Below are 26,899 nucleotides of genomic sequence, written 5' to 3'. Positions count from 1 at the left end.
AAAAAAGGGACCACCCCGTTGGGGCAGTCCCTTTTTTGGCGCGCCAGGAAGGATTCGAACCTCCGGCCGCCTGATTCGTAGTCAGGTACTCTATCCAGCTGAGCTACTGGCGCGCGGTGGAGGGGCACATAAGCAGCCACTGCGCGAATGGCAATAGCTGTCTTGCCTCATCCTGCCCTGTCAGGCGCAGTTTATTTAAAAAGCCGCGCTGCCAGTTCGATATCGAGCGGCGGCATGTCGAGATTCTTGACCCCCTGCGGGTCGAACCAGTCGATTCGTCCGCCCTCCAGCGCCTGCGGTCCCCCCGTCCATTTGCGCACAGTGTAAAGCAGGATGACAATCGGATTGTCGGCATCTTTACCGCGATCTTCGGCGAATCCTGCGGGCTCGCAATCTTCTTCGCGGACGATCACACCCAATTCCTCGCGCAGCTCCCTTATGAGTGCTTTTACTGGAATTTCAGCATCTTCGACCTTTCCACCAGGGAATTCCCATAGGCCGCCGTGATGTTTCTCATAAGGTCTGCGGTGCATAAGGCAGCTGTCTTCTGAAGCAATCAGTGCCCCTGCAACCACCCACGTCGTTACCCCTCTCATGTCGGATTTTTTTCCATCTTTGTGCGCTTCATCAACCTTTTCTTAACGGCAAACGCCGATTTGTCTCTTCATCAGGAACGTAGTGACGGGTGACCTCATGAAATTGATTCAATTCCTTAAGCACATTGGGAACGACAATTCGGGTGCCACAGCCGTTGAATACGGGCTGATCGTGAGTCTGATCGTGATCGCCATGATTACTGCTCTCCAAGGCGTAGCCAACGAGACCATTAACACATGGAGTGAAGTTGAGACCGCGTCGACGGAAGCGATGAACGGTAACTAAATCGAAAGCCTGCGAATTAGGATTTTCTCAAGAGCTGCTCATTACATCCATCAATTGCCGGTCCATTCAGGTGGGCTTGCACGGGTACCGAAGACCAAAACCAGGAGACTACTAATGACCTTTTTCAACAAACTCGCACGTGACGAACAGGGCGCAACGGCTATCGAATACGGCCTGATCGCTGCTCTGATCGCAGTTGCTGCAATCACCGCCATGGGTTCGCTGGGCAACACCCTTAGCGACACCTTCTCGGAAGTTCAGACCGAAATGGCTGGCTAAGTCGAGAGACTTTCCGATTAAGAGAGCGGCGGGGTTTTCCCCGCCGCTTTTTTATTGTGCGGTGTGTTTTTGCGCCGGATGAAGCCGCGCTGATTACCGCCCGCGAACCACAATCTTCACCCGCTGACCCGCCTGCAACTGATCGCCCGAGCCAAGCGCGTTGAGCACGCGGAACCGTTCTACCTGCGCATCGTCATAAGCCATCCGGCGGGCAAGCCCCGAAATCGTGTCGCCGCGCTGGACAGTGATCACATCAAGCTTTCGCGGGATCACCTGATCGGCCTCTGACTGGCTGATCCGCCGCATCGACTGGAACATCGCCGAAAAAGTGCTGCTCCGCCCTGCCGGCGTGATCGCGGCAAAGTGATAGGCGCGGTCATTGGCGAACTCGTAGGCGAAAATCGTCACATCCACTTGACTATTGCCGTTGTTCACGCGTGCCTGACCGTAGGCGGCGCGGATGCCGTTCACCGTCGTGCGCTCGATCGATTGCGGGGCTAGATTGTTCTGCTCCCCGCCCAGCGCGCGGAATTGCTGGCGGATATAGGAGTCCAGATCGCCATTATAGGGCGCGAGCGTCAGCTGAGCCTGCCCGCCCTGCCCGTTAACGCTTACCGCACTGGTCGAATTGACCATGTAGAAGCCCTGCGGCGCGGTGAAGGTCAGGCGCAATTCGGGATGGATGAAGCGGCTGCCTTCGATCACGCCCTGTTCGGGATCATCACCGTAAAGCAGGCCGTCGATCCGCTGTAGGAACGTGTCGCGATTCGTTACAGAACCGGGCAGGCCTTGGGCAGCGGAGATCGCGCGCTGCACGCGGCTCGCCGGATCGGGGTGGGTCGAAGCCCATTCGGGCACCGTCGCATTACCGCGCCCTTGCAATTGCGCATCGAGATTGTTCTGCGCGGCAAGGCTGGCCAGCACTGTGCCCATCGCAGTCGGATCATATCCCGCGCTGGTCAGGTACTGGATCCCCAGATCATCCGCCTGCAATTCCTGCGAGCGCGAGAATCGCAAGGTCAGCAGCTGCGAACCTTGCAGAAAGCCTCGTGAAAGCGTGCTGCCGATCTGGCTGTCGCCGAGCAAAACGCCCGAAAGCACTGCGCCAAGTCCGCCAAGCAGCGTGTTGCGCTGTGCCGCCGCCTGCCTGCGCTGCGAATGGCGCGCGGCGACGTGGCCGACTTCATGGCCCAGTACGCCCGCCAACTCAGCCTCGTTATTCATCAGCGTCACCAGCTGGCGTGTCGTATAGATATACCCGCCCGGCACCGCGAAAGCGTTGTTCACCGGCGAGTTCAGAAGGCTGACCGTAAAGCTCTCACGCGCATTGCCGAGGCCCGATTGCACCGCGATATTCTTGCCCACCTGCTCGACATATTGCGCCTGGCTGCCGCCCATCGCGCCGCCGAACTGGGCGAGCAGTTTCGGGTGGTAATCCGCGCCTTGCTGCGCTTCGGTTGTGGTGATCGGGGTCGAGGCAGAGGGTATCGAGCCCCCGCCCATGCACCCGCTCAGCGCGAGGGCAAGCGGCGCTGCGCCTGCCATCCAGTATTTGTGTGAAGCCTTGGCCATCTGAAATTCTCCCGCATCTAAGCTGCGCTGAGCCCACCCAAGGCAGCGTGTTTCTATCGGGAGATAACTAGTTGGAAAGCAAGGATGAGGGCAACCCCTGCTCAAGGCTTAGCGCCTCTATCCGCCGAGCTGGAGGAACCGTTCCTCGCGCATGCGCAAAAGCGTTTGGCTGTCCATTTCGCTCAATTTATCAAGCTCTTCGCCCAGAGCCTTGCCAAGATTTCGCGCCATAGCTTGCGGATCGCGATGCGCGCCGCCGACAGGTTCTTTTACAATTCTGTCGATCACGTTCAGCCGTTTGAGGTGCTGCGCAGTGATTTTCATCGCCTGCGCTGCCTCGGCCGCCTTGTCCGATGTGCGCCACAGGATCGAGGCGCAGCCTTCGGGCGAGATCACCGAATAGACCGCATGTTCGAGCATCAGCACCCGCTCCGCGCTCGCCAAAGCAACCGCACCGCCTGATCCGCCCTCGCCCACGATTACCGATACCATCGGCACCGGCAGCGCAAGGCAGGCCTCGGTCGAACGCGCGATGGCTTCTGCCTGACCGCGCTCCTCGGCCTCGATCCCCGGAAACGCACCGGACGTGTCAACCAAAGTAACAACCGGCAGGCCGAATCGTCCGGCAAGTTCCATCAGGCGGATCGCTTTGCGATAACCTTCGGGTTTGCCCATGCCGAAATTGTGCCGGATCCGGCTTTGTGTGTCGTTGCCCTTTTCATGCCCGATCAGCATGACACGGCGCGCATTCTCACCGGTTCCAAGCTTGGCAAAGCCGCCCATGATTGCTTCGTCTTCGCCGTAACAGCGATCCCCGCCCAGCGGCATGAAGTCGCTGAACGCAGCCTCGACATAATCGCGGAAATGGGGGCGCTGCGGGTGGCGGGCGACCTGCGTCTTTTGCCACGGCGTAAGCGATGCGTAGGTGGTGGCGAGCAAATCGGCGCTTTTCGCCTCGAGCCGTTCGATCTCGCTGGCAACATCGACATCGTGATTGGTGTCGAGGCTGCGCAGCTCGTTGATACGCTCTTCGAGGCTGGCGACGGGTTTCTCGAATTCGAGATAAGAAATCATGGTTTCGCGCTAGTCCTTCGCGGCGCTTCGGGCAAGAGGATGGCGCGAATTTACAAGCTCGACGAGCCGCGCCGCATCGACATGGGTGTAGATTTGCGTGGTCGCGATATCAGCATGGCCAAGCAATGTCTGGAGCACGCGCAAATCCGCGCCGCCTTCGAGAAGGTGGGTCGCAAAGGCGTGGCGCAAGACGTGCGGGCTGATGCCGGTGGGATCGAGATCGGCGCGCGCGGCAAGCTCTTTGAGCAGCTGGAACAGACGCACCCTTGAAAGGTGCTTGCCGCCCCTTGAAGGGAACAGAAAGCGCGAAGCAGGCTCTTTCGGGCGCACTTCGAGCCACTTGGCAATCGCCTCTTTCGCGCGCTCGCTGACCGGAACCATCCGCGCCTGCCCGCCTTTGCCCATAACCGTGATGAGCGGCGCATCGCGCGGAATTGCTGTGAGCGGCAGGCTGACGAGTTCGGTCGCGCGCAAGCCCGATCCGTAGAGCATTTCCAGCAGTGCCAACTGGCGAAGCGCGGCCGGTTTCCCGCTCGACGCTTCGAGTTCGGCGCGCCTGAGCAGTGCCTCGACCGCATCGTGGCTCAAAACCTTGGGTAATGGACGGCGGGTGCGCGGATTGGGGAGCGCGCCGGAGGGATCATCCTCGCGCCATCCTTCATCCACTGCAAAACCAAAAAACTGCCGCAAAGCCGAGCTCTTGCGCGCCACCGTCGAAGGCGCGAGCGCGGCCCATTCGCCAGCCAGTTTGGCCACCGAAGTGCGCGGCGCTTTGGCAAGATCGCCTGCGACCTCCTCTGCCCCCGCCAGATCGCGCGCATAGGCCGCCAGCGTGTTCGCCGCTGCCCCGCGCTCTGCCGCCAGCATATCGAGAAAGGCCTGTGTCGCAGCCGACATGGCAGGCGGCTCAGCCGCGCGCGACCGCTTCTGCAGCGATCATCCGGGCTTCCGCTTCAAGCCCCACCCGGCGCAGTGCCGAGGTGATGTGATAGAGGTGCAGCGGCGTCATTTGCGACCAGCTTTCGCCTTGCATGCCCAGTCCTGCAAGCAGCGAAACCATCGCTGGATTGCCGACTTCGGCAGCGCGGTCGATCATGCGGGTCCAGCGCGTCTGGCGGGTGAGATCGACGTCGTAGCCACTGGCGTCACCGGCAGGCATGCGGCCAAGCCCTGCAAGGCCAGCGACCAGAAACGCGGTCTTGCGTGCCTCTTCGCTTTCATCATCGCTGGCGAAGCTTGAGACATCCGCCGACGCCACCTGCCCGCCATCGGGGTTGGCGATCGCAACCAGCGCCCAACCGAGCGAACCTTCTTCGACAACCGAACCCCAGCTTGCCGCATCGCGGTCGAGGCCAGCGGTCAGCATCGAGGCGATCAGATCGCCTGCATCTTCGGCATTCGCCTCGCTCGGTGAGATGCGTGCGGCGGCGTAAGCGGTCAGAACACGGCCTGCAAACCCCGTGTCGCCCTCTCCCCAGAGCCCGCGCATCGCGGTGATCCGCGTCGCGGCGTCGGGTCCGACATAGGCTTCTCGCAAGCGCGCAGATCGGTCCGCAGCCGCTCCCCCAATCGCATTGTCGGAGTAAATCTGGCTGTAGAGATCGACCAGCGCCCTGGCCGAAACGACGCCGCGCGCCGCCGCGAATTCGGCAAAGCCCGCTCGTTCGGCCAGCGGCACCATCGGCGCTGCGGCTGCGGCATATTGGTAATAGACCCCGCCGCGCCCGGCTATGGCTTCATCAAGCAGGCCCTCGGGCAAAGTCTCGCCAACCGCATTGGCGATAGCGTAACGCCACGGGCTTAGCTCTTTAACGCCCTCCCACGAAACTGTCACCCCACCCCGTCCGCGCCCTGCAGCTCCGGCGTAACGCTGCGCCAAAGTTAAGTCGATTTCCGGAGCGATCTCCTCGCTTTGCGCGGCGTTCAATTGCGAAGCGGCCAATGCGCCCTCACCCGCATAGGCGTTGCAGATCGCCTGCATCATCTTCCATTGCGCATTTTCGCGTGCGCCGCCCTGCAAACGCACCGCCGGGCATGCACCAACCAGATCGGACATCGCGATATAGGCGGTGAGCGCCTGCGAGGTCATCGCGGTGTCCCAATCGCCGGTATCGACATCCTGCACTAGCCCGCGCGCCACCGAATATTCGCCCATGGAATTGAGCACGCCCGCTCTCAGCGCGGCAAACTCAACCGGGTTCATGCCGTCAGGCGCGGCAAGGCGGCTTGCCAAAGTGCGGCGCAAGAGGATGTGCCCCCAGCGCGAGACAACTGGCCCGCGCGTTCCCGCAAGAATCGCGCGCACCAGGCTTTCAGGCTGATTGGCAAGCGCACCGCTTTGCATCCCGCCTTCGGCCTGAGACAACACGCCGACCTGCGCGAGCGAACGGCGCGCGGCGGGCGGAATGTCATATTGCGGTTTCAGCCCGAGCAGATCGTCGAGCTGATCGGTTGAAAGCTCTTCCAGCTCCTCAAGCGAAGGCAGCCCCGAAAGCTCCTCCTGCGACAATTGCGGCACTGACGGGAGCGCTCCGGGCGCGGAAGGGATCGGCTGGACAGTGCCGCCCTCCGGCGCAGGCACTGGTGCAACAGGTCCGGCAGGCGCAGCTGTCGGCTGCGCGACCGGAGGCGGTGTGGGAGCAGGCGCGGGATCATCAAAGCCCGGCGGCAGCAGCGATTCGGGCGCTTCCTGCGCGCTGGCAAAGCCTGCGACCAAAGCCGCTCCGCCTGCACCGGCAAGCGCGAGTGCGGCCACCGAAGCCGTCCATCTGGCGCGATTGATCATTGTGCAGCTCCTGACGTGACCGGCGTCGCGATCCGGTGAGTGATCGGATGCAGCGGCTCCTCGCCCCCGTCAATATAGGCAATCGTCAGCACGCCCAGCACCGCAATCACCGCATAATAGGGCAAGCGGCGGCGCAGCCCGCTTTCGCGGAACTTCTCGATCATAGGCTGTGCACGGGTGGTGCCGGATTTGTAGGTAGCGAGCTTAGGCATATTGCGCGCGCTCTACCCCATCTATAGGCCCCGTTTCAATGACAAGCACAGCCGACCTATCCGATAGCGACATTGCCCGGATCGCCGCACGGCTCGACCGGCCGATTGTGCTGGTCGGGTTGATGGGGGCAGGCAAGTCAACTGTCGGGCGGCGGCTCGCCAGCATTTTGGAGCGCGAGTTTATCGATGCAGACGATGCGATCGAAGAAGCCGCGCAAAGATCGGTCGCGGAAATCTTCGACGAATTTGGCGAGGCCTATTTCCGCGATGGGGAACGCCGCGTGATCGCGCGACTGATCGACGAGAACAGCGGCGTGATCGCGACCGGCGGCGGCGCTTTCGTCGATGACGAGACCCGTGCGCTGATCCTGGAGCGTGCGATTGCTGTGTGGATCGACGTCGATATCGACACTTTGGTTGAGCGCACTTCGCGCCGCAACACTCGCCCGCTTTTGCGTGGTGGCGATCCCAAAGCGATCCTCACGGACCTGCTTGAAAAGCGGGAACGCTTTTACGCGCAGGCGCAGGTCAGGGTGAAGAGCGAAGACGGACCCCATGCCGACACTGCGCACGCAATAATCGAGGCGATAGATCAATGGTTGTAATCCCCGTCGCGCTTTCGGGGCGCAGCTATGATGTGACGATTGAAGCGGGGTTGCTGGGCGATCTGGCGGGCCATGCGGGCGCTTATCTGTCCGGCTTTGCAGGGCGCGCAGTGCCGTTTGTTTCGGATGCAAACACCCACCGGCTTTACCGCGAGGCGGTTGAGGCTTCGCTCGCGCAAGCAGGGCATCAGGCCGAATGGTTCGTCGTCGAACCCGGCGAAGGCGCGAAGAGCTGGCGCGTGCTCGAAGAACTGACCGACTGGCTGCTCGCGCTCGGCGTCACCCGTTCGGAGCATGTGTTCGCGCTGGGAGGAGGCGTTGTCGGCGACCTCACCGGATTTGCCTGCGCGGTGACAAAGCGCGGTTGCGGTTTTGTCCAGATCCCCACGACTTTGCTCGCGCAGGTCGACAGCTCGGTTGGCGGCAAGACCGCGATCAACACCGGCGCTGGCAAGAACCTCATCGGGGCATTCCACCAGCCGTCGGCCGTGCTGATCGACCCGCTTGTGCTCGACACCCTGCCTGACCGCGAGATGCGCGCGGGCTATGCCGAAGTGGTGAAATATGGCCTGCTCGGCGATGCCGCGTTCTTCGAATGGCTGGAGGCAAACGGCTCCAAAGTCATCGCGCGCGAACCCGAAGCGCTCACCCACGCCATCGCCACCAGTATCCGCGCCAAGGCCCGCATCGTCGCCGAGGACGAGCGCGAGACAACCGGCGTGCGCGCGCTGCTCAATCTCGGGCACACATTCGGGCACGCGCTGGAGGCTGAAACGGGCTTCTCCGAGCGGCTGCTTCACGGCGAAGGCGTTGCGCTCGGCATGGTTCTGGCGGCGCGATATTCGGTTCGGCGCGGCGAGATGACGGGGCAGGATGCGACCCGCGCGGCGCAGGCGATTGCGGCATCAGGCCTGCCCTCAGAGATCCGCGACCTGGGCCTTACCTGCGACGGCGCAAAGCTGGTCGATCACATGCGCCACGACAAGAAGATGGAGGGCGACACCTTGCCCTTCCTGCTGATGCGCGGGATCGGCGAGGCCTATCTGGCACGCGACGTGGAACTGGCGGACGTTGCCGCATTCCTTGACGGTGAGCTCGCATGACCCGCTTCATCGACCTCTCGATCCCGATCACCAATGATGTGATCTCCGATCCCGAAGTGATGCGGCCCAAGGTCACCTACATGACCCACGAAAATACGTGGGAGCAGATCGCGATGTTCTTCCCCGGCCTTGCCAAGGACGACCTGCCCGATGGCGAAGGCTGGGCGGTCGAGATGCTCGAACTTTCGACCCATAACGGCACCCATATGGATGCGCCGTGGCACTATCACTCGACCACCGATGCCGGCGAAAACCCTGCACCCAGCATCGACGAAGCCCCGCTCGATCGCTTCCTGCGCCCCGGCGTGAAGCTCGACTTTTCGCATCTGCCCCACGGCCATGTGGTGAGCGCGGCGGAGCTGGAAGAGGCCTTCGTCGCCATCGACTATGAACTCCAGCCGCTCGACATCGTGCTGATCCAGTCAGGCGCGGTCTATGGCACCGACAATTTCACCGATCAGGGCGTTGGTCTGGGCGCAGAGGCGACGCTCTGGCTAACCGAACGCGGCGTCGAAGTGGTCGGGACCGATGCGTGGAGCTGGGACGCGCCGTTCAGCCACACCGCAAAGCGCTGGGCCGAAACGCGCGATCCGGCGATCATCTGGGAAGGCCACAAGGCAGGCCGCATCCGCCCCTATTACCAGATCGAAAAGCTCACCAATCTGGCAGCGCTGCCCGCGCACGGTTTCACGCTGAGCTGCTTCCCCGTGAAGATAGAACGCGCCAGCGCAGGATGGATCAGGGCGGTGGCGATGGTGGAGGACTAGGCTTAGCTCCGCGCGAATACGCCCAAGAGCAGCATCACGATCAACACCAGCATCACCAGCCAAGTAAGAATGACGCCCGCTTGCCGCATCAAAGGCGGCTTGCCCGGCTCATCTTTTCCATGAAGCCCGATCGCATGCGCAACCCGGCCAATCACAAACGCGCCCGCAAGACCCATCAGCAGCTGTGCGTTGGCACCGCCATATTCAAGCAGGCCGAGCATAATCAGCACAATCGGCGCGTGTTCGGCGAGATTTCCGTGGCTGCGGCTCGCCGCGATTAACCCTCCGTCGCCTGCATCGCCAAATCCGACCTTCAGCCGAAATCTGTGCCGCACAGTCAGGATCGCAAGCGTTAGCAAGAGCAGCGCCAACAGCGCGGTTGTCGCCGATGTAATGGGTAATGGCATTCGAATTCTCCCCTGTCGCGCTTTGCTAGCGCAATGGGAGCGGTGTGCCAATCTCAGCCAAGAAAGCCTAGCTCGCCGTGCGCGGGAGCTTCGTCACCTTGCCGTCAATATGCGAGAGTTTCGCGCTTTGCACAGCCTCTTCCTCCGCCATCATCGCGTCGTGATCGGCGAACAGGCGCTCGATCTCTTCACGGCGGTCGAGCATCATATGGGCAATGCCCGGCGCAAGGCTTTCACCGTCGCCGATCTGGCCCAGAAGTGCAGCGAGATCGCTCTCGGTCGCCTCACGAGCGGTCTTGAAGAAGTGACCCTTGCGGTCGAAATATCCAGTGCCTCTATTTGCCACAATCAATTCCCTTCATGTGCAAATTGCGGCGCCCTGCCGCAGCAGCAATCCGGATTCTCCCCCAAATGCTTTGAATTCGCCAGCCAGTCTGTGGACAAACCCACCGTTTTCGGAAGGTTCGCCGGATCAATACAAACCATGCGAGCGATTCCACTTGCGGCGAGACACAAGATTACCGAAACCTGCCAGATTATGAGCGCCGTGCGGCTCTCGCGCGCCTATTCGAGCTCGAGAATCACCGCATCGACCGCCAGACTTTCGCCCTCTTCGGCGTTGATCTTGGCGATGGTGCCTTCCTTTTCGGCGCGCAGGATATTCTCCATCTTCATCGCTTCGACGGTCGCGAGCGGCTGTCCGGGCTGAACTTCGTCGCCTTCCGCCACGTGCAGCTTCATCAGCATGCCCGGCATCGGACAGATCAGCATTTTGGAAAGGTCAGGCGGCACCTTTTCGATCATCAGGCTTTCGTGATTTGCCAGCCTGAGCGGCAGCGCCAAGGCGCGGGTTGCCGCGCCGCGCGTGGTGATGATCCAATGCGAGCCTTCGCGTTCGACCAGCAGGCCGAATTTCTCGCCATCCGCGCCGGTCGCAATCGCTTCGACCATGCCCGGCATCCAGTCGCAATTGCCCTCAACCTTAACGCCGTCGACCATGGCATGGCCATCGCCCAGCACCACTTCGTGCCGGGTGTCGCCGATCTTCACGAGCCATTCGCTCGTGACCGATTGCGTCCCGTCGAGCTGGCCGGAAATCTGCCGCGCGCGGCTTTGCCAGGTGAATTCATTGCCCGCACAGATCGCGGCGAGCATGCGCTGGAAATCCTCGCTGACCGGTGCGCCTTCAAAGCCCTCGGGATATTCCTCCGCGATGAAGCCGGTGGTCAGCTCGCCCGAACGGAAGCGCTCGTGCTGCATGATCGCGCTGAGGAAATCGACATTGTGGCCCAGCCCCTTGATCCGGAACGCGTCGAGCGCTTCGATCTGGAGGTCGGCGGCCTCATCGCGGGTCGGCGCCCAGGTGATGAGCTTAGCGATCATCGGGTCGTAGAACATCGACACGTCGCCGCCTTCGAACACGCCGTCATCGACGCGCACGCCGCCTGCGCCATGCGCAACCCCGCGCCGCGCTTTGCCGCCAACTTCGCCGTCATCGGTCCAACCCGGGACAGGCGGTGAGTAGTGGATCAAGCGGCCCGTCGAGGGCAGGAATCCGCGATAGGGGTCTTCGGCATAGACGCGGTTTTCGATCGACCAGCCGTCAATGCCGATATCGTCCTGTGTGAAGGCCAGCTCCTCGCCAGCGGCCACGCGGATCATCTGTTCGACCAGATCAATGCCGGTAATCGCCTCGGTCACAGGGTGTTCGACCTGCAAACGGGTGTTCATTTCGAGGAAGTAGAAGCTCTCGCCAGACGGGTCCGCACCGCTGACGATCAGCTCAACCGTGCCAGCGGAGTGATACCCCACGGCCTGGGAGAGAGCGACGCATTGCTGGCCCATCGCCTCGCGCATTTTGGGCGTGACGAAGGGCGACGGCGCTTCCTCGACGACCTTTTGGTGGCGGCGCTGGATCGAGCATTCGCGCTCGTTCAGATAGAGCACATTGCCATGCTTATCGCCGAGGATCTGGATCTCGATATGGCGCGGGTTTTCGATGAACTTCTCGATGAAAACGCGGTCATCGCCGAAGGAGTTGAGGCCCTCGCGCTTGGTCGCTTCAAAGCCTTCGCGCACGTCCTTTTCGGACCATGCGAGGCGCATCCCCTTGCCCCCGCCGCCGGCGCTGGCCTTCATCATCACCGGATAGGTGATCTCGTTGGCAATCTCGACCGCATGTTCGGTGTCGCGGATTTCGCCCACAAAACCGGGCACGACATTGACGCCTGCTTCTTTTGCGAGCTTCTTGGATTCGATCTTGTCGCCCATCGCCGCGATGGCATTTGGCGGCGGGCCGATAAAGGCGATGTTTTCCGCCTCCAGCGCTTCGACAAAGCTCGCGCGTTCGGACAGGAAGCCATAGCCCGGATGCACGGCTTCCGCGCCGGTCTGCTTGCAGGCGGCGATGATCTTCTCAGGGATCAAATAGCTTTCCGCCGCGGGTGACGGACCAATATGCACCGCCTCGTCTGCCATTTTGACGAAAGGCGCACCCCGATCCGCGTCGGAATAGACGGCGACCGTGGCCACGCCCATCTTGCGGGCGGTCTGGATAACGCGGCAGGCAATCTCGCCGCGATTGGCAATCAGAATCTTAGAAAACATCGGCTCTCCAAAGGGGAACTGTGCATGTGCCTATGCCGCGCGTTGGCGGCAGGCGCAACCTAGCTGATTTGCGGCGTCCTAGTAGGTTTCGATCAGAGCGCGTAATTGTTGAGTTCGGGCCTCGGTGAGCGCGGTCATGCAGGTGGAAGCCAACAATGGTTCCAAACTTCCTCCACGCGCTTCGTAGCCTTCAAGACGACAATGTTGCTCCCGAAACATGACCCAATGACGTTGGGACTCGATCAAACGATTTGAGAAGCTCGGTTTTCCATCGAGTTCGGATGACGATTCCAGCAGCTCGCCATCCTTTGCTCTCATGATTGCCAAGGCCGACGCATACTCTTCCCGCATCTTTGCATTCGCGATCAGAAAATCGCGATGCGCGCAGATGTTCATTTCCTGCTGAATGCCTTGCTCCGCGGCCACTTTATCGCAGGTTGGCAAGCCCTCTATCGGATTGGAAAGCAACAATAACAACGCCGAGATCATCATTTACCCCTTTGACTTCGCGTAGCCGCTTAGCGCGACCAGATAGGCGTCAATCCCGCGCCGCTCGCGTTCGCCCGCGGGGATAGCCTGCACGGCCTTGCTAAGCCACTGGACGGTTGGGCTGGGAAGCGCTCGCAGAGGCTCGACATAGACGCCAATGGCGAAGAGGATCGCGCCCGATTGGGGCAAGCGGCGCAGGGTCTGGCGTTCGGAGCGCACGAACAGCGCCTCGCCAGCATTATCTGGCGTGACATGGGCGAAGGCCTGTTCGGGCGGCTCGACCCGCCAGTGAAGATCACTTGTGGGAGCAACGAACCAGTTGGCGCGGCCAAAGATCGGGCCTGCTTCGAGCCTGTCCATGAAGTGATCGACGCCGTCCGCCAGCTGCTCGCTATAGCCGTGAATATGCGCGTGCATCTGCGCGACCCGCTGCCCCATCCGGTCATTGTGATCCCAGCCGGTAGGAAAAGCGACCGCCGCGCCGACGAGCCGGTGATAGCCGGTATCGCCGTCGCGGGTGAGCAGGCACATATCCTCCCAATGCGCCTGCGCGCACTCGGCAAGCCCGCCTTGAAGGCCAAGCATTTGCGCAAGCTCCGCGCCCGGCTCTTCGGCTTCGGGAAAGATGGTGATGCGCGTCGGATCGGCGGCAAAGGCTGCCTTGCGGGTGGCGATGTCGGGATTGGGCTGGAGCCAATCGGCTTCGGGGATCGGCTTGAGGCCCATCCGCAGCTTGCCGCCTCCACGCGCGTCGGGGAGGAGGGTTTGGACGGAAAAGCCGAGGGTCATTTTCGGTCGTTATACCAGCGAAAGAACCAAATCATCCCAACCCCGAGACCCAAGAAGAAAATGACTGTTCCCGGAAACAAGAGAACATTCGTAACCGGCCGATCGATGCAATCAGGACAGGAGCCCAGTGCAGATGCAACCACCCCAAAGATCGTCGCCAAAACCCCGACCATAGCGACCAGCGAACAGCCGAGTTTCTGGCCAAAAGTCAGCCCCCTGCTGTCTCGAAAGCTCACTCCGCAGCCTCCTCAAGCCCCTCACCAAGTGGCGGCATATTGTGCCCCAGCAGTGTCAGGATATCCGCTGCGCATTCGATCACGTTGGAGCCGGGGCCGTAAATTCCCTGCACCCCTGCTTCGCGCAGGAAATCATAGTCTTGCGGGGGGATCACGCCGCCTGCTGTGACTTTGATGTCGCCCCGTCCGGCCTCTTTCAGCAAGCGGATCAGTTCGGGGATCAGTGTCTTGTGCCCCGCCGCGAGCGAGCTTGCGCCGATCACGTCGACGTCTTTCGCAAGCGCCATGTCGCGCGTTTCTTCAGGCGTCTGGAACAGCGGGCCTGACACGACTTCAAAGCCCATGTCGCTGAACGCGCTGGCGATCACATTGGCGCCGCGGTCGTGGCCGTCCTGGCCCATCTTGGCGACCATGATGCGAGGGCTTCGGCCGAGGCGGCGCTCGACCGCGTCCACCCCATCAGTGACTTGCGCCCAGCGGCGGTCAAATTCGTAGGCGGTCTTGTAAACGCCGCTAACCGGCTTTGGCACCGCGTCGTGCCGACCGAAAGCCTGCTCCATCGCCGCCGAAATCTCGCCCAAAGTCGCATCGGCGCGCGCCGCCTCGACCGCTTTGGCGAGCAGATTGACGTCGGCTTTCGCCTCAAGCTCCGCGATCTTCGAAGGCGGCAGCGGGATATCGTTTTCATCGCGGCCGGTCACAATCGCCGCCCTGTGCGTGGCCGGATCGGTCGCAGCTGCCTCTGACAGAGCCTTGAGCGCAGCCTGACACGCCGCCTCGTCGCGGCCCTCGCGCACCTTGGCGATGCGCGCGATCTGGCTCTTGCGCACCGCAGCATTGTCGATGTCGAGCGTCTCGATCGGGTCTTCGGTTTCCTTGCGATATTTGTTGACCCCGACGATCACAGTGTCGCCCTTGTCCACCCTGGTCTGTTTCTCTGCCGCCGCGCGCTCGATGGCGGCCTTGGGCTTTCCGGTGGCGACGAAGGCGGTCATGCCGCCGGCCGCATCGACCTCTGCGATCAGCGCCTCAGCCTCTTCGACGAGGGTCGCGGTAAGCGCTTCGATATAGTGCGAGCCGCCCAGCGGATCGACCACCTGCGTGATCCCGCTTTCCTCTTGCAGCACCAACTGCGTGTTACGCGCGATGCGGGCGGAAAAGTCGGTGGGCAGCGCGATGGCTTCATCCAGAGCGTTGGTGTGTAGGCTCTGCGTGCCGCCGAGCGTCGCCGCCATCGCCTCGACACAGGTGCGGATGACGTTGTTGTAAGGGTCCTGCTCCTGCAAGCTCACACCCGAAGTCTGGCAGTGGGTGCGCAGCATCTTGGAGCGTTCGCTTTGCGCGCCCAGCCCGTCCATCACGCGGTACCACAGCGTGCGCGCGGCGCGCAGTTTGGCGATCTCCATGAAGAAGTTCATGCCGATGCCGAAAAAGAACGAGAGCCGTCCCGCAAAGGCGTCGATATCGAGGCCCGTCGCCATCGCCTTTTCGACATATTCCTTGCCGTCGGCGATGGTAAAAGCAAGCTCCTGCACCGCCGTCGCTCCGGCCTCGTGCATGTGATAGCCGCTGATCGAAATGCTGTTGAATTTCGGCATGTTGGCAGATGTGTATGCGATAATGTCCGACACAATCCGCATGCTCGGCTCGGGCGGATAGATGTAGGTGTTGCGGACCATGAACTCCTTGAGGATGTCGTTCTGGATGGTCCCCGACAGCTTCTCGGTCGGCACACCCTGCCGCTCGCCTGCAACGATATAGAACGCCATGACCGGGATCACCGCGCCGTTCATCGTCATGGAGACGCTCATCGTGTCGAGCGGGATCTGGTCGAACAGAATCTCCATGTCGGCCACGGTGTCGATCGCGACGCCCGCTTTGCCGACATCGCCGGTGACGCGCGGGTGATCACTGTCATAGCCGCGGTGGGTGGCGAGGTCGAAGGCGACCGACAGCCCCTTTTGCCCCATCGCCAGATTGCGGCGGTAGAATGCGTTGCTCTCCTCTGCCGTCGAGAAGCCCGCATATTGCCGGATCGTCCATGGACGGCCCGCATACATCGAGGCTTTCACCCCGCGTGTGAACGGCGCGAAGCCGGGCAGGCCAGGGTCGAAATCCGCGTGATCCTCTCCGGTATAGAGCGGCTTTACAGTGAAGCCTTCGGGCGTCGCAGTCGAGAGATCGCGGCCCTTTGCTTCCTTGTCGGCGAGGGCTTTCCAGTCTTGAGGGGTTGGTTTGTCGGTCATGCCAGGCCTCTAATCACACAATTGCGCGGCGCGAAAGGGGCGCGCGGCTAAGCTCCCTTGAACTCGGCCTTGCGCTTTTCGAGGAAAGCCTTGCCGCCCTCTTTCGCGTCGGCGGTGCGGCCCGCAATATGCTGCGCTTCGGCTTCGGCAAGCAGAACCTGCTGGAGCGAACCGTCGAGCGCGGTCGCAATGTTGCGCTTCATATGGGCGTAGGCCAGCGTCGGACCGTTTGCGAGCTTTGTGGCCAGCGCGCGCGCCTCGTCCATCAGGCTCGCATCATCGACGCATTTGTAGATCAGGCCCCATTCCTCTGCCTGCTCCGCACCGATCTTCTCGCCCAGCATCATCATGCGGGTGGCGCGGGCGCGGCCGATTGCGCGGGCGAGCAGCCAGGTCGATCCGCCATCGGGCACAAGGCCGATATTGACGAAGGCCTGAAGGAAATAGGCCGAACGGCCCGCAAGCGTGAAGTCCGCCGCCAGCGCGAGCGAACAGCCCACCCCCGCCGCCGGTCCATTGACCGCGCAGATCACCGGGACCGACGCGCGGATCAGGTGGCTGACCGCCGGGTTGTAGTGGTTGTTCAGCGCTTCATGACTGCCGCCCTTGCCCATCAGCGGATTGTCATCGCTGCGCGCGGAAAGGTCTGCGCCTGAACAAAAGCCCTTGCCCTCGCCCGTGATCAACACCGCGCGCGCATCACCGAGATCGTAGAACACCTGCCCGATTTCGTCCGCCATTTGCGGGGGCATAGCGTTGAGCCGCTCGGGACGGTTGAGCGTGATGGTGAGCAGCGGACCCTCGCGGTCGACGCGGATGGTTTCGTAGGACAAAGATCTCTCCAATTGCGTTGCTGGTCGGGAGGCAAAGCTGCGCAGACCGCGCCAGATGCCAACCTTTACGAAGTGAATATCTTGATCGCCTGCTTGCGCCAGAATTGCGCTCGATGCTAGCTATTGAATTGGAGGGGCGCCATGAAATCTGCGACTTCAGTTATGGCCTTGGCGCTCGCGCTCGCCGGATGCGGCGGCGAAGACGCGCCGGCACCGCCGCCTGTCGGTGGCGGAGCAACTCCCACGCCGACCCCGTCCAATTGCACGATTGAGTTTCAGAACCAGACCTGCCAGCCTGGAGTGCTGATCACGCCGGTCAGCAATCCTCCACCAGCCGATCCGCCAGCCCTACCGGGTCATGCGACTGCGCTCGCTTGGGAATCAACCGAGTACAAGCAGAATTACGGGCTCGAACAGATCGGCGCATCGCTTGCCTATTCGCGCGGTGCATTCGGTCAGGGCGTGACGATTGCGGTGATCGATGTGGGCAACCAGACCAATCACCCCGAGGTCTTCAAGCGGGTCTCTTCGTCCTCCACTTCTATCTATGACGAGCGCGGGGACATCGTAGAGGGCGACAATCGCTGGGCGCACGGCCTGCAATGCGCGACGCTCGCGATGGGCACGCGCAACGGCGTCGGCGCGCATGGCGTCGCGATCGGCGCAGAGCTGCTCTACATCCGCGCGGATGCGGGTTTCGGCTTCCCCAGCCTCGACGATTTCCCGCTTCATACCAACAAGGATTTGGCGGAATCAATCGACTATGCAGTGGCCAACGGAGCCTCTGTAATCAGTCTCTCGCTGGGTGTGCGCGAAGACCCCGGCAACCTGCTTTTCGATGCCATTCGCCGCGCGACCGATGCGGGTGTGGTGGTCGTAACGGCACTTGGAAACTATTTTGACGGGCGCGCCGATGCCCAGAAGAACATCGTCCTGTTGCCGGCCGCATTCGGCGCCGACCCGGCGTTTCAGGGACGAATGGTCCTTGCCGGTGCAAGCAATCAGGGCGGCGAGATCGCGTTCTTTTCGCCGCGAGCAGGAGCCGGGGGACAGGACGCTTTCCTGCTCGCACCGGGCGCCAATATGCTCGTGCCCGGAGGCGGCGGTGCTCGCAGCACAATCCTCGCACCCGGGAACACGACCAGCTTCCTGCGCGATTCAGGGACGAGCTTCGCCGCGCCGCACATTGCCGGAGCGATCGCCGTGGTGATGAGCGGCCGCAATGTGAGCGCGGCCGAAGCGTTGCAGCTGCTCTATGAAAATGCGGTGGATGTCGGGCCTGCCGGGACCGATGCGACCAATGGCCGCGGAAGGATCGACCTGCGCCCGATCTTCATCTGACGCGCCGTGCGACCTAGTGCGCGCCGTCCTTGGGCGTTTCCATGATCTCGGTCAGCATGCCCTGCATATCCTTGGGATGGACGAAGAAGATCGGCGTACCATGCGCTCCGATCCGCGTGGGGCCGAGAATGCGCTTGCCCATTGCCTCGAACTCCGCGCGCGCGGCGGCGATGTCGGGGACTTCAAAACAGACGTGATGCTGCCCGCCCGCCGGGTTCTTGGCGAGGAAGCCGTTGATCGGAGAGGTATCGTCAAATGGCTCGATCAGCTCGATCTGCGTGCCGTTCATTCCGGAGTGAGTGGGCGTATCGACAAAGCAGACCTTCACCCCCTGCTCGGGCAAGTCAAACGGTTCATGGATGTGCGTGGCGCCCATCACATCGCGGTAATGCGCGATGGAGTCCCCGATAGAGGGCGTTGCGACGCCGATATGGTTGAGACGGCCTAGTTTCATGGTTCGATGACCTCAGGATTGCAAGCGTTATAGAAGTCCATGCCTAACGGAGTAAGCTCCACAGTTCGTATAGTGTAGTCGCCACCAAAGACCGAACGCTGTACCAGTCCATCTCGTAAAATCCCAGCTCGCGACAATATGACTAGGGCATTTCGATTCTCGGAATACCAAGGGTTGGTTTTACCTTCCCAGTAGGTCGTTTCCTTAGCGCCTTGGACCGGAATCCGCCAAGACGTATAGCGTATTGGCCATGGCAAATCGCCAACATCCATCGCCCTTTCGAGAGCTTCAATTCTACTCTTAGCGAACGGAGGTTGCCCTAGCTTCTTTCTTAGCCAATCGTCTCGCATTAGATCAATTCCGGCCCCGTCAGCACCGGAAAAGCTAATGCTAGCGGGGAACTTCCCATTCTCAAACGCACGAACGAACTCGTCTAATGCCTTCGCTTCGTCTGGGCCGATCAACGCCATCATATCCGAGTAAACCGCATGGATATTCGAGCCGAACTGCGACGCATCAATGAAGAGGTTGGCCCACCATCTGGTGATATCTTCCGCGTCGTCAGAGAATGACGCATCCATGACGAGACGGGCCAATAGGCCGGGCTTTATTGGCGCAATCTCCACATTTCGTTGTTCTGCCATCTTACTGGCAACATCAAAGATTGCTGGGACCCGACTCTGCAAATATGCCTTGAGCGAGTCTCCAACAACGTCCGCTGAAGGACCAAAAATCCGGTTAGCAAACCAAGCAGCAGTCCCAACCAGAACCGCGCCGGAAGTGATGATAGGTTCAGCCATTAGAGAGGAATATTGTCGTGCTTCTTCCAAGGGTTCTCCAACACCTTGGTCCGCAGCTTCCTTAGACCCAGCGCGATCCGCCGCCTCGTCGAGTGCGGGTAGATCACTTCGTCGATATAGCCGCGTTGTGCCGCCACGAAGGGGTTGGCGAAGCGGTCTTCGTATTCTTTGGTTTTCTCGGCGATCTTTTCTGCATCGCCGCGATCTTGGCGGAAGATGATCTCGACCGCGCCCTTTGCGCCCATCACCGCGATCTCGGCGGTGGGCCAGGCGTAATTGAGGTCGCCGCGCAGGTGCTTTGACGCCATCACGTCGTAGGCGCCGCCATAGGCTTTGCGGGTGATGATCGTGATCTTGGGCACGGTTGCCTCGGCATAGGCGAAGAGCAGTTTCGCGCCGTGTTTGATGATGCCGCCCAGTTCCTGCGCGGTGCCGGGCAGGAAGCCGGGGACGTCCACCAGCGTCACCAGCGGAATGTCGAACGCATCGCAGAAACGCACAAAGCGCGCGGCTTTCTTCGACGAGTTGATATCGAGCACGCCGGCCAGCACCATCGGCTGGTTCGCGACCACGCCTACAGTACGCCCTTCGACCCGGCCAAAGCCGCAGATGATGTTCGCCGCATGGGTCGGCTGGATTTCGAAGAAGTCGCCTTCGTCCAGCACCTTCGCGATCACCTCGTGCATGTCATAGGGCTGGTTCGCATTGTCGGGGATCAACGTGTCGAGCGACGGTTCGAGCCGATCCCACGGATCGCTGGTCGGGACCACCGGCCCCTCTTCGCGGTTCGAGAGCGGCAGGTAGTCATAGAACCGCCGCGTCGCGAGCAGCGTCTCGACGCCATTGTCGTAGGCGATGTCGGCAACCGAAGTCTTGGTCGTATGCGTGATCGCGCCGCCGAGCTCTTCCTGCGTCACTTCTTCGTTGGTGACGGTCTTCACCACTTCGGGGCCCGTGACGAACATGTAGGAGCTGTCCTTCACCATGAAGATGAAGTCGGTCATTGCAGGCGAGTACACCGCCCCGCCCGCGCACGGCCCCATGATGAGGCTGATCTGCGGGACAACGCCGCTGGCGAGCACATTGCGCTGGAACACTTCGGCATATCCGCCGAGCGAGGCCACGCCTTCCTGAATGCGCGCACCGCCGGAATCGTTGAGGCCGATCACAGGCGCGCCGACTTTCATCGCGGTGTCCATCACCTTGCAGATTTTCTCCGCATGGCGTTTCGACAGCGAGCCGCCGAAGACGGTGAAATCCTGCGAATAGACATAGACGAGGCGGCCGTTGATCGTACCGCTGCCGGTGACGACACCGTCGCCGGGAACCTTCTGGTCAGCCATGCCGAAATCGACGCAATCGTGTTCGACATAGGCGTCGAGCTCTTCAAAGCTGCCTTCGTCGAGCAGCACATCGAGCCGCTCGCGCGCAGTCAGCTTACCCTTGGCGTGCTGCGCAGCGATGCGCTTCTCACCGCCGCCCAGTTTGGCAGCTGCGCGGCGGCGTTCCATTTCGGCGATATTGGCAGACATTCGTTTCAAAGCCCCTGACTTCGTGTCGTGTTGCCAAGGTCGTTGCCGGACTGCCGCCGCAGCGTCAATGTATCAAAATCGCTGATCGCCGGTCAGAAGCGCAGCGTCACACTGCGCGCCAGGGAAGGCGAAATCGATTCCGCCACGCGCAGCGCCTTGGTCATGCCGATATTGGCCTCGTCGCGCCCTTTTTCGAGCGCTTCGACAATCTGGCGTGCGCATTCATCGGCAGGCATTTTCTTCATCGGATTGCCGTCATTCATCTGCGTATCGACCACCGGCGGCAGCGCTTCGATCACTTTGATATTGGTGCCTTTGAGCTGCTCGCGCAGCGAAAGCGTGTAGGAGCGCAGGCCCGCCTTAGTCGCGGAATAGACCGGCTGGCGCGCAGCAGGAGCAATCGCGAGGCCCGATGTCACATTGACGATCGCCGCCTCTTTGCGCGCCTTGAGACGCTCCATAAAGCCCGCAATCAGCCGGATCGGCGCGGAGAAATTGGCGTAGATGCCTTCATCGGACAGGTCAGCATCGACCGCGCCCTTGCGGAAATCATGCTCGATCAATTGCCCCGCATTGTTGAGCAGCACGTCGAGATCGCGCGCACCCCATGCCGCAATCAGTGCGTCGACACCGGCGGCGTTGGAAAGGTCGGCCTCGATCACTTCAAAACCGGCCTCGCGCATAGCCGCTTGCCGCTCAGGGTTGCGACCGGTCACGATGACCTCGGCCCCCTTCGCCTTCAGCTGCAACGCCATTTCGCGCCCGATCCCGGCTGTGCCACCGGTGAGCAGGATTACCTTGCCCGATACGTCCATCAATTCCCCCTCGCAGGCGCTTTATTTGAGCAGCACCAACTCCTCTGCCATCGTCGGATGGATCGCGGTGGTGGCGTCGAAGTCTGCCTTGGTCAGCCCCGCCTTCACAGCGACCGCTGCGGCCTGCATGATTTCAGGTGCTTCGGGCGCGATCATGTGAATGCCAACAATCCGATCATCCGCGGCGTCCACGATCATCTTGTAAAGCCCGCGCTCGTTGCGCCCCGCGACCACGTTTTTCATCGGTCGGAAGTCCGACTGATAGACGCGGATATTGCCTAGCGCGTTGCGCGCTTCGCCCTCTGTCATCCCGACCGAAGCAATCGGCGGATGGCTGAAGACCGCGCTCGGGATGCACGAATGGTCGACCGCGTAGGGTTCGACATTGCCAAAAATGCTGTCGGCAAAGGCCTGGCCTTCGCGGATTGCGACAGGCGTAAGCTGTACGCGGTCTGTCACGTCCCCGACCGCGTAGATATAATCAACATTGGTCTTCGAGAATGCGTCGACCTTGATCTCGCCCCTGTCGCCCAGCTCAACGCCGACTTTCTCCAGCCCCAACCCATCGATGTTGGGTGCGCGCCCCGTGGCAATCATGACCTGGTCAAAGACGCGTTCGTCATGGCCGGTCATCTTGACCAGCAGCGTGCCGTCATCCTGCTTCTTCACATACTCGAACGTGGTGTTGAAGCAGAACTCGATCCCCTTAGTGAGCGAGATCTGCAGCAATCGGTCGCGCAGAGCCGGGTCATAGCTTCGCAGGATGACGTCCGAGCGGTTGGCAATCGTCACCTTGCTGCCGAACTCATTGAAGATTCCGGCAAATTCGTTGGCGATATAGCCGCCGCCCGCAATCAGGATGCGCTTTGGCACTTGGTCGAGGTGAAACGCCTCGTTCGATGTAATCGCGTGCTCATTGCCTTCGAATTCGGGCATATGCGGGCGCGCACCGGTGGCGATCAGGATGTATTTTGCGGTGACAACCTTGCCGCTTGCGAGCGTGATTTCGTGATCGCCTGTGATCTCGGCCCGTTCGCGGAAAATGGTGACCCCGTGATTGTCGAGCGTCTCGCCATAGAGCCCTTCGAGTCGGTCTATGTCTTTCTGCACATGATCGCGCAGTTTCACCCAATCAAAGCTCTTGCCTTCGATGGTCCAGCCAAATTGTTGCGCATCTTCGAGGTCTTCGGCGAAATGCGCACCATAGACGAGCATCTTCTTAGGTACACAGCCGCGAATGACGCAGGTGCCGCCAACGCGGTATTCCTCAGCAGCAGCTACCCGCGCGCCATGCGCGGCGGCAACACGGCTGGCGCGTGTGCCGCCAGAGCCGATACCAATGGTGAAAAGGTCGTAATCGTATTCGCTGTCGGCCATGTCAGTTCCTCTTGATGGGTCCGTCTATGGGGACGTTCGATCAAGCGGGCAACAGGGTTACACAGGACTTGGCACGGATCAGCTTTCGAGGAAGCGTCCGTAATCGCGCAGCAGCTCAAACGCTTTCATGTTTTCCAGCGTTATGAGCCCCTCATCGGTGATACCGGTAAGGCGATAGATGAGCCGCAGGATAGCCTTTTGCTCGATCTCACCAATATCGACGAGGCTGATGAGCATGTCGGGATTGTCGTGCTCCAGCTCGCCAAAGAGCATGGCGACATTCATGGGATCGAACCCGAAACCAAGGAAGCCGAGGCGTTTCGCGCGCGACATTTCGGCGCGCAGATAGGATTGGAACTGGCGCGATCCGGCGCGCTGGCTGGCGGTGAAGATGCGCTTTGACAGGCGCACGATGTTTTCGGGGTTCTCATCGCCCCAGTTCGCGCCGTTCTCCTCATCGCCCTGCCACGGCAGGCGGCCTGCAACACCGTAAGGGTGCACAATGCGAAGGCGGCCCGCGACCAGTTCGCACGATTCCTCGTAGCTCATGCCGAACGCGCGCTGGACCACCCATGGCAGGTAGTGCTCGATCGCGCGGTCATAGTTGAAACAGACGATGGAGAGCTTTTCGAAGCATTCCTCCGCTTTGGCGCGCGGCACGCCTTTGACGATCAGCTGACCGAGCTGGAACAGCCAGTTTTCGGTCCCGCGCAGTGGCAGTTCGCCCGCAGCGCGTGGTTCTGCGGCCAATGTCGACTTCGCCTCTGCCTGAAGCGTGTAATAGACAATCGCGATCTTGCCCGCCGCGAGCACCGCCTTGTCATGCCCGTATTGTTCAAGGATCGCGTCAATCGAGGAGCTTACCAAAGTCGCATCACGGATCGCAGTCGCGCCTGCGACCAGCTCGTCATAGGTCAGGCCCAGCTCGTCCGAGACTTCGTGGAACAAGGCCGCCAGAGCGACAAGATCGCGCGATTTTACTTCGGAATCGAGCCGCTCAAACTCGTAACCCGCAGCGATTTTGGCCATCAGATCAGGCCCGTCGGGCATCTCGATCTCGCGATTGGCCCCGGCCCCGATAATCAGAGTGGTGTCGGTACGGATCATCGCGCGAAAAGGCCCCTAAATTGCGCCAGACTTTGGGTGAGGCGCCAGTTAGAGGCCTTATGCTTAATTTTCGATTAGGTTGCACATGGCTGTTTGCAAAAAGTCGTATCAACCAATTGCTTAGCCATTGGCCGAGCGGGGGCTACCCCCGCCACCCGATCCGCCGCCTGAACCACCGCGGCGACCTCTGCCACCGCGGCGCTGACCGCCGCCATTGCCGCCGGGTCCGCCGGGGCCGCCGCCACCGGGGCGTCCGCCTCCGGGTCTACCTTTGCGTGCGGAATGTTTGGGCGCTGAAGGTTTGGGCTTTCCGGCAGGCTTGGGCTTGATCTTCTTGGTTGAAACCCGCGTCTGGCCGCGCGGAGCCGGTTTGGTCGGCCCCACGCCTTCGACCACTGCGCGGAAATTGTCAGGAAGCGCAAGCCGGTCCAGCTCAATCCCGATTACCTTGCGAATATCCTTCAGGTATGCGCGCTCGTCCTCTGCACAAAAGCCGATTGCAACCCCGTCCTTGCCCGCGCGCGCGGTGCGTCCGATGCGGTGGACATACTGTTCCGGAACATTGGGAAGCTCGTAATTGATGACGTGGCTGACGCCGGGAATATCGATCCCGCGCGCGGCGACATCGGTGGCGATCAGCACGTTGGTCTTGCCTCGGCGAAACTCGTCCAGAGCGCGCTGGCGCTGCGGCTGAGACTTGTTGCCGTGGATCGCATTGGCATTGATGCCTGCGCGCTCGAGCTTTTTCACAACGCGGTCGGCGCCGTGCTTTGTCCGGGTGAAGATCAGCACACGCTCAAGATCGCCGGGCACTTTGTGGCGGCCCGACAGGATCATTTCGAGCAGCGATTGCTTTTCGTCCTGCTGGACCATGAAGAGATATTGCTCGACCCGTTCGGCAGTGGTGCTTTCGGGAGTGACCGACACCTGCACCGGATTGTTGCAATAGCCGCTCACCAGCTCCTTGATCGCCTTGGGCATGGTGGCGCTGAAGAACAGGGTCTGGCGCTCTTTGGGCACCAGCTTGTTAATCTGACGCAGCGCGTGGATGAAGCCGAGGTCGAGCATCTGGTCTGCCTCGTCGAGCACCAGCACTTCGACCGAGCCGAGATTGAAGGCCTTTTGGTCGATCAGGTCGAGCAGACGGCCCGGCGTGGCGATCAGAATGTCGGTGCCGCGGTGCAGCTTGTTACGGTCTTTATTGACCGAAGTGCCGCCGACAATCGACTGCACTTTGAGGCCTGCGAGCGCGCCATAATCCTTGGCGCTGGCAGCGATCTGCATCGCCAGCTCGCGCGTCGGGGCCAGCACCAGCATGCGGCAGGATTTGAACGGAATTTGCTTGTCGCTCTCGCGCAGCCGGTCGATGCTGGGGAGCATGAATGCAGCCGTTTTGCCGGTGCCGGTCTGGGCAATGCCCAGCAGGTCGCGCCCAGCCAGAACCGGCGGGATCGCCTGTTCCTGAATCGGCGTGGGAGTGGAATAGCCCTTGAGATCAAGAGCTTGAAGAACGGGCTGTGACAGCCCGAGATCGTCGAATTGAGTCATTTGTACTCGCAATAATTTGCGACGCGCACGCGCCAAGAGGGCGTGCGAAGCGCGGGGTTAAAAACCGCCCGCGTGAATAGGGAAGCTGTTGGAAGGTTTGTTTCGAGGCGGGCCGCGACGGATAGTTAGCGCCGTCGTTTCACGCGAGCCTGCATGGCCTCGGTCGGTGGTCATATGGCGCGGCGCGGCGTTAATGTAAAGCTTAGCGATATTCCGGTTGCAGATATCCGTCTTCTTTCATCCACATGTGAAAGTTGATCGTGCTTGAGTAGCGACCAGTTGTCGGGTTGCCATCCTGATTGATCGCTGGCTCAAATCGCATATATCTGAGCAGCGGACGGCACAGCGCAATTTCGGTTGCGCGGCGGCGGAAATCGCGGGTCAGCTCACACTCGGTCGGCGTGCCATCGGGGCCAATTGTCAAGGTAAAGCCAAGTTCCTGCGACAAAAGGCGTTGGCGCGATGCCTCTGCTGCCAACTGAGTCATGCCATCAAAGGATACGAAAACCGGCCCCCGAGCGCCATTAGTCGCGCGGCGAATTGTTACGCACTCGATCATGTCCTGTTGCGCTTCTGCAAAGCCATCGAGCGAGAATTCGTGCGCTGTGCTTGCGATTTCCAGCGTCAGAACATCCTCGCCCTGAGCCAGTTCATAGATCGCGGCAAAGGGGTCAGGATAGCCTGTCCTCTGGAAACTCTCCGGCGGTCCCACAAGCAGGACACGACCCTCTCCGATCCTGACGGCAATTTCTGGAGGATCGTCTCCATCGGCCAGGTCGAGCGCGTCAATCAGATCGCCATGAAGCGAGTAGGAATCAATATGTTGCCTGAGCGAAAACGCGACGTCGCGCGGGGTGTTTGCGAATTCGAGCGCGCAGGCATCGCTCCTTTGCACGGCTCGCCAGCCCGCGCCATCTTCAGCCGACACCGCTTCGGCGCAAAGCACTGCGCCAAGCATCGCTCCAATCGCGAGGCCATGGGTCAAAAATCTGCCGGATTGTATCGAGTTCATCACCAGTTCCCGTCCACTTCAGACACG

27 protein-coding genes and 1 tRNA gene are annotated in these 26,899 nt (G+C 61.1%); 6 read left to right on the top strand and 22 right to left on the bottom strand.

All coding sequences use genetic code 11. The annotated features are described in order from the left end of the window. Window positions 1–36: 36 nt before the first annotated feature. A tRNA-Arg gene (locus Q0887_RS02990) sits at window positions 37–113 on the bottom strand. Window positions 114–191: 78 nt separating this feature from the next. Beyond that, entirely contained in the window at window positions 192–575 is a 384-nt protein-coding gene (locus Q0887_RS02985; protein WP_299192211.1) for a (deoxy)nucleoside triphosphate pyrophosphohydrolase, read from the bottom strand. Between the two features lie 118 nt (window positions 576–693). Here Q0887_RS02985 and Q0887_RS02980 point away from each other — a divergent pair, with 118 nt between their 5' ends. After that, the gene (locus tag Q0887_RS02980) at window positions 694–882 is read left to right on the top strand and encodes a Flp family type IVb pilin (RefSeq protein ID WP_299192208.1); all 189 of its coding nucleotides are present in this window, start codon (window positions 694–696) and stop codon (window positions 880–882) included. Between the two features lie 114 nt (window positions 883–996). After that, window positions 997–1,161 (top strand): Flp family type IVb pilin, encoded by a 165-nt coding sequence (locus Q0887_RS02975; protein ID WP_299192206.1) that lies wholly within the window; start codon window positions 997–999, stop codon window positions 1,159–1,161. A gap of 93 nt (window positions 1,162–1,254) precedes the next feature. Here Q0887_RS02975 and Q0887_RS02970 read toward each other — a convergent pair whose 3' ends face one another. The 5 genes from Q0887_RS02970 to Q0887_RS02950 all read right to left on the bottom strand — a co-directional run bounded on the left by Q0887_RS02970 (window position 1,255) and on the right by Q0887_RS02950 (window position 6,804). Then, on the bottom strand, window positions 1,255–2,733 hold the full coding sequence (locus Q0887_RS02970) for a M48 family metalloprotease (protein ID WP_299192204.1): 1,479 nt from the start codon (window positions 2,731–2,733) through the stop codon (window positions 1,255–1,257). 117 nt (window positions 2,734–2,850) lie between these two features. Beyond that, window positions 2,851–3,807 carry an acetyl-CoA carboxylase carboxyltransferase subunit alpha gene (locus Q0887_RS02965; RefSeq protein ID WP_299192202.1) on the bottom strand — a complete coding sequence of 319 codons (957 nt, stop codon included), beginning with the start codon at window positions 3,805–3,807 and terminating at the stop codon, window positions 2,851–2,853. A 9-nt stretch (window positions 3,808–3,816) separates the two neighbouring features. Beyond that, the gene (locus tag Q0887_RS02960) at window positions 3,817–4,704 is read right to left on the bottom strand and encodes a tyrosine recombinase (RefSeq protein WP_299192200.1); all 888 of its coding nucleotides are present in this window, start codon (window positions 4,702–4,704) and stop codon (window positions 3,817–3,819) included. A 10-nt stretch (window positions 4,705–4,714) separates the two neighbouring features. Continuing rightward, window positions 4,715–6,592 (bottom strand): hypothetical protein, encoded by a 1,878-nt coding sequence (locus tag Q0887_RS02955; RefSeq protein ID WP_299192198.1) that lies wholly within the window; start codon window positions 6,590–6,592, stop codon window positions 4,715–4,717. Next, a complete protein-coding gene (locus Q0887_RS02950) occupies window positions 6,589–6,804 on the bottom strand; it encodes a hypothetical protein (RefSeq protein ID WP_299192197.1) in 216 nt (71 codons plus the stop codon). The genes Q0887_RS02955 and Q0887_RS02950 overlap by 4 nt, the downstream gene beginning before the upstream one ends. Before the next feature lie 38 nt (window positions 6,805–6,842). Here Q0887_RS02950 and Q0887_RS02945 point away from each other — a divergent pair, with 38 nt between their 5' ends. Genes Q0887_RS02945 through Q0887_RS02935 form a run of 3 tightly spaced genes read left to right on the top strand, consistent with a single transcriptional unit; the run spans window position 6,843 to window position 9,279 of the window. Beyond that, window positions 6,843–7,409, top strand: a complete 567-nt coding sequence (locus Q0887_RS02945; RefSeq protein WP_299192195.1) for a shikimate kinase — start codon at window positions 6,843–6,845, stop codon at window positions 7,407–7,409. Continuing rightward, a complete protein-coding gene (aroB, locus tag Q0887_RS02940; protein ID WP_299192193.1) occupies window positions 7,400–8,512 on the top strand; it encodes a 3-dehydroquinate synthase in 1,113 nt (370 codons plus the stop codon). Before Q0887_RS02945 ends, aroB begins: the two co-directional genes overlap by 10 nt. Further along, window positions 8,509–9,279, top strand: coding sequence for a cyclase family protein (locus tag Q0887_RS02935; RefSeq protein ID WP_299192191.1), 771 nt, complete (start codon window positions 8,509–8,511; stop codon window positions 9,277–9,279). Before aroB ends, Q0887_RS02935 begins: the two co-directional genes overlap by 4 nt. Before the next feature lie 2 nt (window positions 9,280–9,281). On the opposite strand, the gene Q0887_RS02930 is transcribed toward Q0887_RS02935, so the two are convergent. From Q0887_RS02930 to Q0887_RS02900, 7 genes are all read right to left on the bottom strand, one after another. Beyond that, entirely contained in the window at window positions 9,282–9,686 is a 405-nt protein-coding gene (locus tag Q0887_RS02930) for an MAPEG family protein (RefSeq protein WP_299192189.1), read from the bottom strand. 67 nt (window positions 9,687–9,753) lie between these two features. Continuing rightward, window positions 9,754–10,032 carry a hypothetical protein gene (locus Q0887_RS02925; protein WP_299192187.1) on the bottom strand — a complete coding sequence of 93 codons (279 nt, stop codon included), beginning with the start codon at window positions 10,030–10,032 and terminating at the stop codon, window positions 9,754–9,756. Window positions 10,033–10,250: 218 nt separating this feature from the next. Further along, entirely contained in the window at window positions 10,251–12,293 is a 2,043-nt protein-coding gene (locus tag Q0887_RS02920; RefSeq protein ID WP_299192186.1) for an acetyl/propionyl/methylcrotonyl-CoA carboxylase subunit alpha, read from the bottom strand. A 78-nt stretch (window positions 12,294–12,371) separates the two neighbouring features. Continuing rightward, window positions 12,372–12,785: a lysozyme inhibitor LprI family protein gene (locus Q0887_RS02915; protein ID WP_299192184.1), complete on the bottom strand. Its 414-nt coding sequence runs from the start codon at window positions 12,783–12,785 to the stop codon at window positions 12,372–12,374. Next, a complete protein-coding gene (locus tag Q0887_RS02910; RefSeq protein ID WP_299192183.1) occupies window positions 12,786–13,571 on the bottom strand; it encodes a heme-dependent oxidative N-demethylase subunit alpha family protein in 786 nt (261 codons plus the stop codon). Between the two features lie 232 nt (window positions 13,572–13,803). Further along, the gene (scpA, locus tag Q0887_RS02905; RefSeq protein ID WP_299192181.1) at window positions 13,804–16,053 is read right to left on the bottom strand and encodes a methylmalonyl-CoA mutase; all 2,250 of its coding nucleotides are present in this window, start codon (window positions 16,051–16,053) and stop codon (window positions 13,804–13,806) included. Between the two features lie 47 nt (window positions 16,054–16,100). Next, window positions 16,101–16,886: an enoyl-CoA hydratase-related protein gene (locus Q0887_RS02900; protein ID WP_299192179.1), complete on the bottom strand. Its 786-nt coding sequence runs from the start codon at window positions 16,884–16,886 to the stop codon at window positions 16,101–16,103. A gap of 141 nt (window positions 16,887–17,027) precedes the next feature. On the opposite strand from Q0887_RS02900, the gene Q0887_RS02895 reads away from it, so the two are divergent. Then, a complete protein-coding gene (locus tag Q0887_RS02895) occupies window positions 17,028–18,227 on the top strand; it encodes a S8 family serine peptidase (protein WP_299192177.1) in 1,200 nt (399 codons plus the stop codon). A gap of 13 nt (window positions 18,228–18,240) precedes the next feature. Here the strand turns inward: Q0887_RS02895 and mce are convergent, their stop codons facing one another. The 8 genes from mce to Q0887_RS02855 form a co-directional block, all read right to left on the bottom strand. Further along, window positions 18,241–18,681 carry a methylmalonyl-CoA epimerase gene (gene mce / locus Q0887_RS02890; protein ID WP_299192176.1) on the bottom strand — a complete coding sequence of 147 codons (441 nt, stop codon included), beginning with the start codon at window positions 18,679–18,681 and terminating at the stop codon, window positions 18,241–18,243. After that, window positions 18,678–19,481, bottom strand: coding sequence for a hypothetical protein (locus Q0887_RS02885; RefSeq protein WP_299192175.1), 804 nt, complete (start codon window positions 19,479–19,481; stop codon window positions 18,678–18,680). The genes mce and Q0887_RS02885 overlap by 4 nt, the downstream gene beginning before the upstream one ends. Then, entirely contained in the window at window positions 19,481–21,013 is a 1,533-nt protein-coding gene (locus tag Q0887_RS02880) for an acyl-CoA carboxylase subunit beta (RefSeq protein ID WP_299192173.1), read from the bottom strand. The genes Q0887_RS02885 and Q0887_RS02880 overlap by 1 nt, the downstream gene beginning before the upstream one ends. Before the next feature lie 92 nt (window positions 21,014–21,105). Then, complete coding sequence (locus Q0887_RS02875; RefSeq protein WP_299192171.1) at window positions 21,106–21,828, bottom strand: SDR family NAD(P)-dependent oxidoreductase; 723 nt, start codon at window positions 21,826–21,828, stop codon at window positions 21,106–21,108. 21 nt (window positions 21,829–21,849) lie between these two features. Further along, window positions 21,850–23,205 carry a glutathione-disulfide reductase gene (gene gorA / locus Q0887_RS02870; protein WP_299192170.1) on the bottom strand — a complete coding sequence of 452 codons (1,356 nt, stop codon included), beginning with the start codon at window positions 23,203–23,205 and terminating at the stop codon, window positions 21,850–21,852. 78 nt (window positions 23,206–23,283) lie between these two features. After that, entirely contained in the window at window positions 23,284–24,312 is a 1,029-nt protein-coding gene (locus Q0887_RS02865) for a hypothetical protein (protein WP_299192169.1), read from the bottom strand. A 120-nt stretch (window positions 24,313–24,432) separates the two neighbouring features. Beyond that, window positions 24,433–25,860, bottom strand: coding sequence for a DEAD/DEAH box helicase (locus Q0887_RS02860; RefSeq protein ID WP_299192168.1), 1,428 nt, complete (start codon window positions 25,858–25,860; stop codon window positions 24,433–24,435). A 202-nt stretch (window positions 25,861–26,062) separates the two neighbouring features. After that, on the bottom strand, window positions 26,063–26,872 hold the full coding sequence (locus Q0887_RS02855) for a hypothetical protein (protein WP_299192166.1): 810 nt from the start codon (window positions 26,870–26,872) through the stop codon (window positions 26,063–26,065). Window positions 26,873–26,899: the final 27 nt, after the last annotated feature.

Source organism: uncultured Erythrobacter sp. (assembly GCF_947492365.1).
In the GTDB taxonomy this organism is placed as follows: domain Bacteria; phylum Pseudomonadota; class Alphaproteobacteria; order Sphingomonadales; family Sphingomonadaceae; genus Erythrobacter.
This window is presented reverse-complemented; position numbering and strand designations above follow the sequence as displayed.

Coding starts and splice junctions, on each gene's coding strand:
- Q0887_RS02980 (WP_299192208.1), top strand. CDS start 694: ATGAAATTGATTCAATTCCTTAAGCACATTGGGAACGACAATTCGGGT.
- Q0887_RS02975 (WP_299192206.1), top strand. CDS start 997: ATGACCTTTTTCAACAAACTCGCACGTGACGAACAGGGCGCAACGGCT.
- Q0887_RS02970 (WP_299192204.1), bottom strand. CDS start 2,733: ATGGCCAAGGCTTCACACAAATACTGGATGGCAGGCGCAGCGCCGCTT.
- Q0887_RS02965 (WP_299192202.1), bottom strand. CDS start 3,807: ATGATTTCTTATCTCGAATTCGAGAAACCCGTCGCCAGCCTCGAAGAG.
- Q0887_RS02960 (WP_299192200.1), bottom strand. CDS start 4,704: ATGTCGGCTGCGACACAGGCCTTTCTCGATATGCTGGCGGCAGAGCGC.
- Q0887_RS02955 (WP_299192198.1), bottom strand. CDS start 6,592: ATGATCAATCGCGCCAGATGGACGGCTTCGGTGGCCGCACTCGCGCTT.
- Q0887_RS02950 (WP_299192197.1), bottom strand. CDS start 6,804: ATGCCTAAGCTCGCTACCTACAAATCCGGCACCACCCGTGCACAGCCT.
- Q0887_RS02945 (WP_299192195.1), top strand. CDS start 6,843: ATGACAAGCACAGCCGACCTATCCGATAGCGACATTGCCCGGATCGCC.
- aroB (WP_299192193.1), top strand. CDS start 7,400: ATGGTTGTAATCCCCGTCGCGCTTTCGGGGCGCAGCTATGATGTGACG.
- Q0887_RS02935 (WP_299192191.1), top strand. CDS start 8,509: ATGACCCGCTTCATCGACCTCTCGATCCCGATCACCAATGATGTGATC.
- Q0887_RS02930 (WP_299192189.1), bottom strand. CDS start 9,686: ATGCCATTACCCATTACATCGGCGACAACCGCGCTGTTGGCGCTGCTC.
- Q0887_RS02920 (WP_299192186.1), bottom strand. CDS start 12,293: ATGTTTTCTAAGATTCTGATTGCCAATCGCGGCGAGATTGCCTGCCGC.
- Q0887_RS02915 (WP_299192184.1), bottom strand. CDS start 12,785: ATGATGATCTCGGCGTTGTTATTGTTGCTTTCCAATCCGATAGAGGGC.
- Q0887_RS02910 (WP_299192183.1), bottom strand. CDS start 13,571: ATGACCCTCGGCTTTTCCGTCCAAACCCTCCTCCCCGACGCGCGTGGA.
- scpA (WP_299192181.1), bottom strand. CDS start 16,053: ATGACCGACAAACCAACCCCTCAAGACTGGAAAGCCCTCGCCGACAAG.
- Q0887_RS02895 (WP_299192177.1), top strand. CDS start 17,028: ATGAAATCTGCGACTTCAGTTATGGCCTTGGCGCTCGCGCTCGCCGGA.
- mce (WP_299192176.1), bottom strand. CDS start 18,681: ATGAAACTAGGCCGTCTCAACCATATCGGCGTCGCAACGCCCTCTATC.
- Q0887_RS02885 (WP_299192175.1), bottom strand. CDS start 19,481: ATGGCTGAACCTATCATCACTTCCGGCGCGGTTCTGGTTGGGACTGCT.
- Q0887_RS02880 (WP_299192173.1), bottom strand. CDS start 21,013: ATGTCTGCCAATATCGCCGAAATGGAACGCCGCCGCGCAGCTGCCAAA.
- Q0887_RS02875 (WP_299192171.1), bottom strand. CDS start 21,828: ATGGACGTATCGGGCAAGGTAATCCTGCTCACCGGTGGCACAGCCGGG.
- gorA (WP_299192170.1), bottom strand. CDS start 23,205: ATGGCCGACAGCGAATACGATTACGACCTTTTCACCATTGGTATCGGC.
- Q0887_RS02865 (WP_299192169.1), bottom strand. CDS start 24,312: ATGATCCGTACCGACACCACTCTGATTATCGGGGCCGGGGCCAATCGC.
- Q0887_RS02860 (WP_299192168.1), bottom strand. CDS start 25,860: ATGACTCAATTCGACGATCTCGGGCTGTCACAGCCCGTTCTTCAAGCT.
- Q0887_RS02855 (WP_299192166.1), bottom strand. CDS start 26,872: ATGAACTCGATACAATCCGGCAGATTTTTGACCCATGGCCTCGCGATT.